The 13,094-nt window shown below is 62.3% G+C and carries 10 protein-coding genes; 8 read left to right on the top strand and 2 right to left on the bottom strand.

Annotated features, from left to right (window positions below; all coding sequences use genetic code 11):
- Nucleotides 1-382 precede the first annotated feature (382 nt).
- Complete coding sequence (gene katG / locus PQQ53_RS15700) at nt 383-2,653, top strand: catalase/peroxidase HPI (protein ID WP_408324765.1); 2,271 nt, start codon at nt 383-385, stop codon at nt 2,651-2,653.
- A 192-nt stretch (nt 2,654-2,845) separates the two neighbouring features.
- On the opposite strand, the gene PQQ53_RS15695 is transcribed toward katG, so the two are convergent.
- Nucleotides 2,846-3,688, bottom strand: coding sequence for a helix-turn-helix transcriptional regulator (locus PQQ53_RS15695; RefSeq protein ID WP_408324763.1), 843 nt, complete (start codon nt 3,686-3,688; stop codon nt 2,846-2,848).
- A 97-nt stretch (nt 3,689-3,785) separates the two neighbouring features.
- On the opposite strand from PQQ53_RS15695, the gene PQQ53_RS15690 reads away from it, so the two are divergent.
- Nucleotides 3,786-4,685 carry an SDR family oxidoreductase gene (locus PQQ53_RS15690; protein ID WP_408324761.1) on the top strand — a complete coding sequence of 300 codons (900 nt, stop codon included), beginning with the start codon at nt 3,786-3,788 and terminating at the stop codon, nt 4,683-4,685.
- A gap of 184 nt (nt 4,686-4,869) precedes the next feature.
- Here the strand turns inward: PQQ53_RS15690 and PQQ53_RS15685 are convergent, their stop codons facing one another.
- A complete protein-coding gene (locus PQQ53_RS15685; RefSeq protein WP_408144756.1) occupies nt 4,870-5,598 on the bottom strand; it encodes a FadR/GntR family transcriptional regulator in 729 nt (242 codons plus the stop codon).
- Nucleotides 5,599-5,870: 272 nt separating this feature from the next.
- On the opposite strand from PQQ53_RS15685, the gene uxuA reads away from it, so the two are divergent.
- The 6 genes from uxuA to PQQ53_RS15655 all read left to right on the top strand — a co-directional run bounded on the left by uxuA (nt 5,871) and on the right by PQQ53_RS15655 (nt 12,918).
- Complete coding sequence (uxuA, locus tag PQQ53_RS15680) at nt 5,871-6,911, top strand: mannonate dehydratase (protein WP_408144754.1); 1,041 nt, start codon at nt 5,871-5,873, stop codon at nt 6,909-6,911.
- 87 nt (nt 6,912-6,998) lie between these two features.
- On the top strand, nt 6,999-8,312 hold the full coding sequence (locus PQQ53_RS15675; protein ID WP_408144752.1) for an MFS transporter: 1,314 nt from the start codon (nt 6,999-7,001) through the stop codon (nt 8,310-8,312).
- Between the two features lie 301 nt (nt 8,313-8,613).
- On the top strand, nt 8,614-9,303 hold the full coding sequence (locus PQQ53_RS15670) for a FadR/GntR family transcriptional regulator (protein ID WP_408324760.1): 690 nt from the start codon (nt 8,614-8,616) through the stop codon (nt 9,301-9,303).
- A 144-nt stretch (nt 9,304-9,447) separates the two neighbouring features.
- On the top strand, nt 9,448-10,215 hold the full coding sequence (locus PQQ53_RS15665; RefSeq protein WP_408144748.1) for an SDR family oxidoreductase: 768 nt from the start codon (nt 9,448-9,450) through the stop codon (nt 10,213-10,215).
- Between the two features lie 110 nt (nt 10,216-10,325).
- Nucleotides 10,326-11,618 carry an MFS transporter gene (locus PQQ53_RS15660; protein WP_408324759.1) on the top strand — a complete coding sequence of 431 codons (1,293 nt, stop codon included), beginning with the start codon at nt 10,326-10,328 and terminating at the stop codon, nt 11,616-11,618.
- Nucleotides 11,619-11,670: 52 nt separating this feature from the next.
- A complete protein-coding gene (locus PQQ53_RS15655) occupies nt 11,671-12,918 on the top strand; it encodes an enolase C-terminal domain-like protein (RefSeq protein ID WP_408144746.1) in 1,248 nt (415 codons plus the stop codon).
- The last annotated feature ends 176 nt before the right edge of the window (nt 12,919-13,094 follow it).

Genomic DNA, 13,094 nt, shown 5'->3' with positions numbered 1-13,094 from the left:
CTGAAAGTGTCCCGGCGCGCGGATTACGCGCAAGCCGCAGGCAACGCGCGCGCAACACGTTTCGTGTCGGCGACGACTCAAATCCGCCGTACGCGTAATTGAGAATATTTTCAGCCAGTGTTCATGCGCATCAGTGCAGAACCTGACACGCTACAGCATCCGTTCAATGCCGCTTGCCAAGCCCGCATTGCCAGGCGGTGTGCCACAACCGCGATTGCCGGTTTCTAACACGCCGATCAACTTTACCTAACGCGCCGATCAACTTTAACGATTGGCGGTTGCCACAATCCTCTACATTATTCCCTTATCACCTGTGCACGACCGAGGTCTGGGTGATTGGCCGACGAAAGAGCATAATTTGTAGACCTTCAGGAGGATATCCATGTCTGACAAAGGGCAGTGTCCGTTCCAACACGCCGCCGGTGGCGGCACGACGAACCGTGACTGGTGGCCGCAACAGCTTAGGCTGGATTTGCTGAGCCAGCACTCGAGCAAGTCGAATCCGCTGGATCCGAACTTCAACTACGCCGAAGCTTTCAAAACGCTCGATCTCGCGGCTGTCAAGAAAGATCTCGCCGCGCTCATGACCGACTCGCAGGATTGGTGGCCGGCTGACTTCGGCCACTACGGTCCGCTTTTCATCCGTATGGCATGGCACAGCGCCGGCACCTATCGCATCGGCGATGGCCGCGGCGGCGCTGGACGCGGCCAGCAGCGTTTCGCGCCGCTCAACAGCTGGCCGGACAACGTGAGCCTCGACAAGGCCCGCCGTCTACTCTGGCCGATCAAGCAAAAATACGGCCAGAAGCTTTCCTGGGCCGACCTGCTGATCCTCACCGGCAACGTCGCACTGGAAACCATGGGTTTCAAGACCTTCGGCTTCGGCGGCGGTCGCGAAGACACGTGGGAGCCGGATCAGGACGTCTACTGGGGCAATGAAAAAACCTGGCTGGGCGGCGATGTCCGCTACGGCAAAGGCGCAGCCGGCAATGACAACGACGACGAAGGTGTGATCGTCGCAGACGAAGAACTCCACGGCACCGAAAAAAGCCGCACCGACGCGGGACGCAATCTGGAAAATCCGCTTGGTGCAGTGCAGATGGGCCTGATCTACGTGAACCCGGAAGGCCCGGACGGCAACCCCGACCCGCTTGCGGCGGCGCATGATATCCGCGAGACCTTCGGCCGGATGGCGATGAACGACGAGGAAACCGTCGCGCTGATCGCCGGCGGCCACACCTTCGGCAAGACGCACGGCGCAGGTCCGGCGGACAACGTCGGTGCCGAACCCGAATCGGCCGGTCTTGAGAATCAGGGCCTCGGCTGGACGAACAGCTTCGGCAGCGGCAGGGGCGCCGACACGATCACGAGCGGTCTGGAAGTGACGTGGAGCAGCACGCCCACGCAGTGGGGCATGGGCTTCTTCCAGAACCTGTTCGGCCTCGAATGGGAACTGACGAAAAGTCCGGCCGGCGCGAATCAGTGGGTCGCGAAAAATGGCGGGGAGACGATTCCGCACGCGCACGACCCGTCGAAGAAAATCCGTCCGACCATGCTAACCACGGACCTGTCGCTGCGCCTCGATCCGGTGTACGAGAAAATCTCGCGCCGCTTCATGGATAACCCGGGCGAGTTTGCCGACGCCTTTGCTCGCGCCTGGTTCAAGCTGACGCACCGCGACATGGGTCCGCGTGCGCGTTACCTCGGTCCTGAAGTGCCCAGCGAGGAACTGGTCTGGCAGGATCCGATTCCGGCGGTCGACCATCCCCTTGTGAACGATGCTGACGTCGCCGCGCTCAAGCAGAAGATCGCGGCTTCGGGGCTTTCGGTTGCCGAACTGGTGTCGACCGCGTGGGCGTCGGCCTCCACTTTCCGCGGCTCGGACAAGCGCGGCGGCGCCAACGGCGCGCGTATTCGTCTCGCGCCGCAGAAGGACTGGGCGGTCAACCAGCCGGAACAGCTCGCCAAGGTGCTCAAGAAGCTCGAAGGCATTCAGAGCGAGTTCAATGGTACGCAGTCGGGCGGCAAGAAGGTGTCGCTTGCCGATCTGATCGTGCTGGCGGGCGGCGTGGGCGTCGAGCAAGCCGCGGAGAAGGGCGGCCACAAGGTGACGGTGCCGTTCGCGCCGGGCCGCATGGATGCGTCGCAGGAACAGACCGACGTGGAATCGGTCGGCGCGCTCGAACCACTGGCGGATGGCTTCCGCAACTACCTCCAGCGCAAGTTCCCCGCCTCGGCTGAGGCGCTGCTGGTCGACAAGGCGCAACTCCTCACGCTCACCGCACCGGAAATGACGGTGCTGGTCGGCGGCTTGCGCGTGTTGGGCGTTCAGGCGGGCAAGGAAGCTCATGGAGTGTTCACGGATCGTCCGGGCGTGCTGAGCAACGACTTCTTCCGCAATCTGCTCGACATGGGCACGCAATGGAAGCCGCAGTCCGAGGCGAACGACCTGTTCCAGGCAAGCGATCGCGCGACCGGCAAGTCCAAGTGGACCGGCACGCGCGTGGATCTGGTATTCGGCTCCCACTCCGTGTTGCGTGCGCTGGGCGAAGTCTATGCAAGCGCGGACGGTCAGGAGAAGTTCGTGCGCGACTTCGTCGCTGCCTGGGCGAAGGTGATGAATCTCGATCGCTTCGATCTGGCTTCGGCCTGAAGCACCACGCCTCTGCCGGTGATGTTCAGCGGGGGCGTGGGATCGAGTTGATTGGGATCGTCGAAACATGCGCCGCGGATGATCCGCGGCGCATATCGTAATGCTGGACGGCCTATGTGAGGCGCCGTTCAGAATCTTGCAGGTTTGCGGCAGGACTTGAGCACGTCTCTACTTCAGACTACCAGCTCGACATCAGGCCGCCATCAATCGATGTTGCGCAACGGCAGTGCGGATGCGCTCCGCCATCTGCGCGTCGAGCGGTGTGTACACAAGCATACTGAGGTCCGGTCGACCATCGACTGCGAACAGTGAATACTCCATCTCGATGGGCCCCAGCTTGGGATGCAGGAGGTGTTTTACGTTCTCGCCTTCGCCGTGGCTCAACACCTGGTTTTCCCGCCACATGCGTTCGAAGTCGGGACTGGTGCGGCACAGATCGTCCACGAGATCACCCACTTCGGAAGCAAGCCCGGCACGCGCCACGTCCGCCCGGAACGCCCCCACGACGAAGTGCGCGACGCTCTCCCAGTCGTGCTGTTTCGCGCGGACGTTCGGGTCGCCGAACAGAAAGCGCAGGATGTTGCGCTGGCCCGGCGCCAGCGTGCCGTAGTCGGTGAGCACGACGGCTGCGGCACGATTCCAGCCCACGACGTCCCACGTTGCTGTCTTGATGATCGCCGGGCTCGCGTCGAGAGAATCGAGCACGCGCTGAAGGCGCGGGTTCACGCCGTCGACGCTACGGGAACGCACTTCCGCTGGCCGCCCGAGACCCAGTATGAAGAGATGTTCGCGCTCGGTGTCCGTCAGCATCAGCGCTGCGCAGATGCGTTCGAGCACCTCCGCCGAGGGCGCGCCGCCGCGACCCTGTTCGAGCCACGTGTACCAGGTTGAGCTGATGTTCGCGCGTTGGGCCACTTCTTCCCTGCGGAGTCCCGGCGTGCGCCTGCGGCCCGAGAAGCCAAAGCTGGCCGGATCGAGCCGCGTGCGGCGGCTGCGCAGGAAATCCCCAAGGGTTTGGGCGGCGTTCACTGACATGAGGAGCCTGTTAGTCGTTTTACCGGGATAAAGTTACTACTTCAACAGGATAGCGGATGATCGCATAGTGCATGGGTGACCACCCTGGAGACTCCCAATGCGTATCTTTCTGACAGGCGCGACCGGCTTCATCGGCTCGGCGCTGGTTCCCGAACTCATCGAAGCCGGTCATCAAGTGATCGGTATGACTCGTTCCGATGCGGGCGCGCAGGCGCTGCGCGCGGTGGGCGCCGAAGTCCATCGCGGCTCGCTCGAAGACGCCGCCAGCCTGCGTAGCGGCGCCGAGAAGGCGGACGCCGTCATTCATCTCGCGTTCGACCACGATTTCTCCCGCTTCGTGGAAAACTGCGAGAAAGACAAGCATGCGATCGCGGCACTCGGCTCCGCGCTTGCCGGCTCCGATCGTCCGCTTCTCATCACGTCCGGCACGGGCGTCGGCAGCCGCAGCGACGGGCAACCGGCCACCGAGGACGTGTTCAACACCCAGCACCCGAACCCGCGCATCGGATCGGAGCTGGCCGGCAACGCGCTGCTCGACTCGGGGATCAACGTGTCGGTGATGCGCCTGCCGCAAGTGCATAACCCGTACCGGCAGGGCCTCATCACACCGCTTATCCAGTTGGTGCGTGAGAAAGGCGTTTGCGCATACGTGGAGGAGGGGCAAAACCGCTGGCCGGCGGGGCATCTTTCGGACGTCGTGCGGCTGTACCGGCTCGCGATCGAGAAGGGTGAAGCGGGTGCGCACTATCACGCGGTCGGTGAAGAGGGCGTCAGTGTTCTTGAGATTGCGCAGGCGCTGGGGCGCGGCCTGAATGTGCCGGTCGTCTCGATCGCCCGTGAGGAAGCGCCGGCGCATTTCGGATGGATGGCGATGTTCGCCGCGCTCGATATGCCGGCATCGAGTGCGCAGACGCAGGCGCGTCTGGGCTGGCAACCGGAGGGCCCGACGCTGATCTCCGATCTCAACGAAGCGCGCTACGCCCAGGCATTGACGTAATCTTCGCGGTCGCGGTCGCGGTCGCGGTCGACTTGACGGACGCCATTGGAGAACCGGCGGACATGCGCCGGTCCGACCGTGCGCATCGGCGAAGAGCAATTGGGGTCGTCGGTCTTCGCCGACGACCGTTGCGCGTTGAAAACTGCGCATATCACGGCAGCATGGCCCGGCGGGACGAGTAGTTTCAACGCCAGGCTTGCGTAAACTCGCTGACCACGCGCGCCAGATGGGTTTGCATCGCCTCACGAGCCGCGGCTGGATCACGGGCCATGATGGCGGCGAAGATCCGCTGATGGTCTTCCTGCGACGCCTCCCGCAAAGCCGTCGTGTGAAAGTGCTCCTCGATCTTTTCCCACAGCGGATCGCTGCGCGCGCAGTCCCACATCGCGGTGACCATGTGCAATAGCACGGTATTGCCGGTGGCTTGCGCGATACACAGGTGAAACTGCCGGTCCGCGGCGTCGTTGGCCTGCTTGTCGTGCATGTTCTCGCGCATCGTAGTGAGCGCGAAAAAAATTCGATCGAGGTCGCTGTCTTTGCGCTCGGTGGCTGCGAGGGCCGCTACTTCGGACTCGATCAACGCCCGTGCCCGCAGCGTTTCGATCGGCCCCGGGCCGCGTGGCAACTCGAAAGTCACGGGTCTCGCGCCCAGGTCTGTCGCCACATAGATCCCTGAACCGCCGCGCACCTCGACGACACCGTGGACTTCCAGCGCAATGATCGCTTCGCGCACCTGCGTGCGGCTGACGTTGAATTTGTCCGCCAGGGTGCGCTCAGAAGGCAGTCTCGATCCCGTCGCGAAGTCTCCCGCCGCGATCAACGCGTGAATCTGCTTCGCGAGGCCGAGGTAGGAACGGTCCGCGCCTTCTGCATCCTGTCTCTGGTTGAACGGTTGGAGGGAGAGGTCAGTCATTGAGTTGCTCGTGAATTGACGTATCGAAAGCGAACTTCGCGTTCATCCGAAAAATGGTACACCAATTCAGAAAGGCAGCACATTCTGTCCGGCATCAGAAATGCTGAATATCGCTGGAAGTACCGAAAATACGCGGGTAGCGAGGTGGCACACTGGTAAACCACTATCGTATGAAAGTGGTCAACCAATCATAATCCGCAGCCATCAGGGGCTCACTGCGTTGACGTCCTCGATGCATCAAGGTCCGCGCAATCAATGAAAGGAGTGAAGTCGTGAAGATGTCTTTCCGGTGGTACGGCGAGTCCGATCCCGTCACGCTGCAATACATTCGCCAGATTCCTGGCATGACGGATATCGTGTCCGCGATTTACGACGAACCGGTCGGCGAGGTGTGGCCCGCGGAAAAGATAGCGGCCTTGAAATCGACGATCGAGCAGGCCGGTCTCCGATTCGAAGTGGTCGAGTCCGTGCCCGTGCACGAAGACATCAAGCTCGGCAAACTGAGCCGTGATCGGCTTATCGCGAACTATCAGCAGACCATCCGCAACCTCGGGGCCGCCGGCATCAAGGTGATCTGCTACAACTTCATGCCGGTATTCGACTGGACCCGCACGGAACTGTCGAAAACCCTGGAAGACGGTTCGACCTGCCTCGCGTTCAGCACGAAGGAAATCGAAGAGATCGACCCGAACAACGGCATTGCGCTGCCTGGTTGGGATTCGAGCTACAAGCCCGAAGAATTGAAGGCCTTGCTCGCCGACTATCGCGAAGTCGACGAAGCCCGGCTCTGGGAGCATCTGGAGTATTTCCTGAAAGCGATCATTCCGGTCGCCGAAGCAAGCGGCGTGAAGATGGCCATTCATCCGGACGATCCGCCCCGTCCCATCTTCGGTTTGCCCCGCATCGTGAAGAACCGTGACGACCTTGCCCGGATCGTCAGGATCGTGGACTCGGAAGCTAACGGGTTGACGCTGTGCTCCGGCTCGCTTGGCGCCGGACCGCAGAACAACGTGGAAGCGCTGGTGCGTGAGTTCGGCGCCATGAGGCGCATCCACTTTGCGCATATCCGCAACGTCAAGATCACGCCCGAGGGCGATTTCGAAGAGTCCGCCCACCTGTCCAGTTGCGGTTCGCTGGATATCGCCGCGATCGTGAAGGCCTATCACGACACGGGATTCACTGGCTATTTCCGCCCGGATCATGGCCGCATGATCTGGGGCGAAACCGGCAAGCCGGGCTACGGTTTGTACGACCGGGCTTTGGGCGCCGTCTATATCAACGGCTTGTGGGAAGCCATCGAGAAGCTGTCCTGAAACTCGATTCTCACCATCTGTCTTTCAACAAAGACGCCAGTGAACGGTTCAACTGGCGTAACAAAAATAGCCACGACGGAGACTTCCATGCCACGCATCCGATGGACCATGATTTTTATGTGCTTCCTCGCCAACGTCATCAACTTCGTTGATCGGGCCAACCTGGCGATCGCCGCGCCGAGCATTCGCGCGGAGCTGGGTCTGGACGCGGTCGGCATGGGGCTCGTGCTGAGCGCGTTCTTCTGGACCTATGCTTTTCTGCAGCTTCCCGCCGGTTGGTTCATCGACAAGGTCGGTGTGCGCGTGAGTCTCGCGCTGGCCGTGGGCTGGTGGTCGGCCTTCACGATCGCGACAGGGGCGGCGCGTGGTCTTGCGCAGCTCGTGGGTGTTCGGCTGATGCTTGGGGTCGGGGAAGCCGCGGCGATTCCATCGTTTGCAAAGGTGGCCTTCAACTGGTTTCCACGAAGCGAACGAGGCCTCGCGAGCAGTATTTTCGACAGCGGTTCGCGCGTGGGGTCGGCGCTGTCCCTGCCGCTGGTTGCCTGGCTGATCTCCGTCGTCGGATGGCGTGGATCGTTCGTGATCACGGGCGGCCTCGGAATTGTCTGGGCTGCGGCCTGGTGGTTCATCTATCGCGATCCGGAGCGCTACCGTGCCATTGCACCGGATGCGGTCGATGCGCTGCTCGCGCAGCGCGGGCTGCCTGCCACGCTAGCCACCCCCAATACCGCCGGCTCGGTCTCATGGCTCGACCTGTTTCGCTACCGGACGGTGTGGGGAATGATGATCGGCCTGTTTTGCCTGAATTTCGCGATCTACTTTTTTATCACCTGGTTTCCGAGCTATCTGCTGCAGGCGCGTGGTTTCTCGCTGGCGTCGTTAGGGACCTGGGGCATGCTCCCGGCGCTGCTGGCGATTCCCGGCGGCTGGCTTGGCGGCCTGGTGTCCGACGGTTTGTTCAAGCGCGGATGGAGCGCGACGGCCGCGCGCAAGACATGTCTGGTGCTTGGCATGTTGCTGTCATCGTCGATCGCGCTGTCGGCGTACGTCGACAGCATCTGGGCGTGCCTTGCGCTGTTCTCGCTGGCTTACGCGAGCTTGTCGTTCGCTGGCGCGAACGTCTGGACGCTGGTCGGCGAAGTCGCCCCGACGCCGGCCCACGTTGCGTCGCTTGGCGGCATCCAGAACTTCGCCGGCAACCTCGCAGGGATCTTTATCACGACGTTCACAGGCGTCATGCTGGCGATCACGAAGGGCTCGTTCGTGATCCCGCTCATCGTCGCGGGCTCGCTATGCGTGGTCGGCGCGTTGTCGTATCTGTTCGTGGTCGGGAAAGTCGAGCCGTTGCCGTTGCTGCCGCGTGCTCACATGAAGAAAATGGCCCGCAGAGAGGTGGTTTGACCCAAGGCATCAACTGCCTGCCTCCTTCGAACAAGCAGCCTGTCCTTCAGCAAGCGGTCGATTAACCAGCCTGCAAAACGATGACGCTGCAGTCCGGAAAATCCGTCGTAGCCCAGCCTGGGCTGCAAGTCTCAGCCGATGTGTGTCGAACGGCAGTCCGACCCGGCGCAAGGCGAACGCACAGGCTGGCTGGAAGCCCGATCCCCACCTCGCGAGTTCGCTTACCGGGTCAACCCTGGTTGCATAAACGATTTGCCGCGCCTATCTTTCTACATCATACGTATGACCTAGAGAGTGAATCGTGGCAACGCTACACAGGCAGGTCCTGAATCAGCTCGGCGAGCAGATCTGTTCAGGCAAGTTCATGCCCGGTGACATCCTGCCGGCCGAACCCGTTCTCGCCGAGCAGATGCAGGTGAGCCGCATCACCATCCGCGAGACGATGAAGTCGCTCTCGGCCAAGGGCATGCTGCAGGTGCGCCGCCGTTACGGCACCATCGTGCTGCCGCGCGCGCAATGGCAACTGTTCGATCCCGACGTGATCACCTGGCGGGCGCGCGCCGGCGCGATCGAACCGGGCCTCATCGAAGATCTGATGGAGTTGCGCCTGATCATCGAGCCGAACGCGGCCCGGCTCGCCGCGAAACGCGCGACGCCGGAAGATCGCATCGCCGTGCGCCGCGCCTTCAAGGCGATGGAGCGTGCGGTCGCCGGCCAGGGCGAATATGTTCCCGCCGACCTCGCTTTTCACGGCGCCATCCTTGCCGCCTGTCACAACCAGTTCGTCCAGCAGATGCAGAACGCGCTGTCGGCGATCCTGCGCACCAGCTTCGAACTCAGTTCCGAAATCGAGGGCGGCCCGGCCCGTTCGCTGCCGATGCACGAGGCGCTCTGCGTCGCGATCGAGCAGGGCGATCCGCAAGCCGCCGAGCAGGCAGTGCTGACATTGATTAAACGCGCCGAGCAGGATTTCGAGGACCGCGCCGCATAGAACCGCACCGCCAACAACCAGGCGGCCTGACCTGACGCAGTCCGGTTTCGCCAACAGTGGATCCAACCCATTTGAAACGCGACGCGCAGCACCGTCGCGATGGGCGCACTCGCGCCTTTTTCCTGATCACACAGAGGACCCAGCATGACTCATCTATTCGATCTGAGCGGCCGCACGGCGCTTGTCACCGGTTCGGCACGTGGTATCGGCTACGCGCTGGCCGAGGGACTGGCGGCAGCGGGGGCCAGCGTCGTACTCAACGGCACGCGGGCGGACACGGTCGCTGAATCGGTCAGCAAGCTTGCCAGCGCGGGCTACAAGGCGCAGGGCCGTGCCTTCGACGTCACCGACGAAGCGGCCGTCGCCGAGGCCTTCGCGCAGTGGGACAAGGACGGCGTGCAGATCGACATCGTCGTGAACAACGCCGGCATCCAGTTCCGCAAGCCGCTCGTCGAGCTTGAACTGAACGACTGGCAGCGCGTGATCGACACGAACCTGACCAGCGCGTTCATCGTCGCGAAGCAGGCCGCGCGCCGCATGATCGCGCGCGGCACGGGCGGCAAGATCATCAACATCGGCTCGCTCACGAGCGAGGCAGCGCGCGCGACCGTCGGCGCGTACACGGCGGCGAAGGGCGGCATCAAGATGCTGACGCGTGCGATGAGCGCCGAGTGGGCGGTCTCGAACATCCAGGCGAACGCGATCGGTCCGGGCTACATCCTGACCGACATGAACAAGCCGCTGATCGAGAACGCGGCGTTCGACGCGTGGGTGAAGAGCAGCAACCCATCACAACGCTGGGGCAAGCCGGAAGAACTCGTCGGTACGGCGGTGTATCTCGCGTCGCCCGCCTCGAGCTATGTGAACGGCCAGATCATTTACGTGGACGGCGGCTGGCTGGCCGTGCTCTGAAGCCGTTTCGAACGCAGGTCCGCGCGAGCACAGCAGAACAAGAAAACAACTCGCGCGCAGTCAATCGCGTAGTCAATTGTTGGATGCGCCGTACCCGATCCGGAGACATCATGGAAAGCGTCAAGCCCGTAGCACCCCAAAGATGGTGGTATCTGATGCCCATCATCTTCATCACCTACAGCCTCGCCTATCTCGATCGCGCGAACTACGGCTTTGCCGCGGCGGCCGGGATCGACAGAGATCTCGGCATCACGCACGGCACGTCGTCGCTGATCGGTTCGCTGTTCTTTCTCGGCTACTGCCTGTTTCAGGTGCCCGGGGCGATCTATGCGCAGCGCAACAGCGTCAAGAAACTGATCTTTTTCAGCCTGATTCTGTGGGGCGTGTGCGCGGCGGCCACCGGCATGGTCAGCAATATTCCGATGCTGATGGCGCTGCGATTCATCCTCGGCGTGGTGGAAGCCGCCGTCATGCCGTCGATGCTGATGTATATCAGCCGTTGGTTCACGCGCAGCGAGCGTTCGCGCGCCAATACGTTCCTGATTCTCGGCAACCCGGTGACGGTGCTGTGGATGTCGGTGGTGTCGGGCTATCTGGTGCGCAGCTTCGGCTGGCGCGAGATGTTCGTCTTCGAAGGCGCACCGGCGCTCGTTTGGGCCGTGGTGTGGTGGTTCACGGTGAAAGATCGTCCGGCCGACGCCCCGTGGATGAGCGACGCGGAAAAGATCGAACTCGACGCACGCCTGAAGGCCGAGCAGGCGCATATCGCACCGGTGCGCGACTACAAGTCGGCATTCCGTTCGTCGATCGTGATGAAGTTCTGCGCGATTCACGCGCTGTGGAGCATCGGTGTGTACGGCTTCATCATGTGGCTGCCGTCGATTCTCAAGGCCGCGTCGACGATCGATATCGTCTCGGTCGGCTGGCTCGCGGCGGTGCCCTATCTGGCGGCAATCATTCTGATGCTGCTCGCGTCGTGGCTCTCGGACAAGACGCGTAACCGCAAGCTGTTCGTATGGCCTTTGCTGCTCGTCGGCACCGTTGCGTTCGTCGCCTCGTACCTGATCGGCGGCTCGCATTTCTGGATCTCGTTCGCGCTGCTGGTGGTCGCGGGTGCCACGATGTATGCACCGTATGGCCCGTTCTTCGCGCTGGTGCCTGAGCTGATTCCGAGCAACGTGCTGGGCGGCGCGATCGGCCTGATCAATGCATGTGGTGCTTTGGGCGCATTCGCGGGTTCGTGGGTGGTGGGCTATCTGAACGGCGTGACCGGCAGCCCGGCGGCTTCCTACATCTTTATGGCGGCCGGCTTGCTGCTCTCCGTGATCCTGATGATCACCGTGCCCGCGCGTTCCGAACAACGCGCCAAGCACGAAGCGCCGTTGTCGTTGCATCGCACGTGAAGCACCGCGTGGGCCGCTTTGTTTTCCTTGATTCGTTTTTAGCAGGCTGAAAATGGCAACCCTGATTACCGATGTAAAGGTCGTCCTGACCGCGCCGGAAGGCATCAACCTGATCGTCGTGAAGGTGGAGACGAACCAGCCGGGTCTGGTCGGTCTCGGATGCGCGACGTTCGCCTACCGGCACGTCGCGGTGAAGTGCCTGATCGAGGAGTATCTCCGGCCATTGCTGATCGGTCGCGACGCCGAGGCCATCGAGGAACTCTGGCAACTGATGCATCAGAACGCGTACTGGCGCAACGGGCCGATCGAGAACAACGCGATCTCCGGCGTCGACATGGCGTTGTGGGACATCAAGGGCAAGCTGGCGAATATGCCGTTGTATCAGCTGTTCGGCGGCAAGTGCCGTGAAGGCGTGCCGATTTACCGGCACGCCGATGGCCGCGACCTCAACGAACTCTGCGAGAACATCCAGAAGTATCGTGAGCAGGGCATCACGCACATTCGCTGTCAGAGCGGCGGCTATGGCGGTGGCGGTTATGGCAAGGCACCTTCGGGCGCGCCGTCGGGTTCGGCCGACGGTGTATATCTCGACAGCAGGAAGTACATGCGCGAGACGCTCAAACTGTTCGACGGCATTCGCAGCAAGATCGGCTTCGATGTCGCCTTGTGTCACGACGTGCACGAACGTCTGAAACCGGTCGAAGCGATCCGTTTCGCCTGCGAACTGGAACAGTACGATCTGTTCTTCCTCGAAGACGCGATCCCGCTGGAAGAAGGCGAATGGATGCGGCAACTGCGCGCGAAGACGACTACGCCGCTGGCTCAGGGCGAACTCTTCAACAATCCGCACGAATGGCGCTTTCTGATCACCGAGCGGCTGATCGATTACATCCGGGTGCATCTGAGTCAGATCGGCGGCATTACCGCGGGGCGAAAGCTGCAGATCTTCGCCGAGCAATTCGGCGTCAGGACCGCATGGCATGGACCCGGCGACATGTCGCCGATGGCGCACGCGGCGAACATCCACATCGATCTGGCTTCGCGCAATTTCGGCGTGCAGGAGTGGTCCGGGACCGAGCCGCCCAACTTCGTGATCCAGGATCTCAAAGGTCCGAGGGCCGCATTGCTCGACGTATTCCCGGGACTGCCCGCGTTCCGTGACGGCTACGTCTACGCCAATGACAAGCCGGGGCTCGGCGTCGACATCGACGAAGCCGAGGCGGCGAAATATCCGTGCGAGAACAGCGTCACGACGTGGACGCAGACGAGGTTGAAAGACGGGACGTTGCAAACGCCGTGACTTCGCGCCGACTGGCGGCGCGCTTTCAGCCCCTTCAGCGCGCGCCCCACGATTCACGGCGGGACTACGAATCTCCTGTATGGACGGCATTCAACCCATCGCCTAGCCTGAGACTCCAGAAGGCGCCGTGCGGGCAGCTTGGCTGCTGCGCGCGCGCCCGGCATGGTGCGGCGGTG

It is taken from the genome of Paraburkholderia strydomiana (assembly GCF_046030495.1).
GTDB classification, from domain to species: Bacteria; Pseudomonadota; Gammaproteobacteria; order Burkholderiales; family Burkholderiaceae; genus Paraburkholderia; species Paraburkholderia strydomiana_A.
Note: the sequence above shows the minus strand (reverse complement) of the source record. Positions and strands in the feature narration are given on the sequence as shown.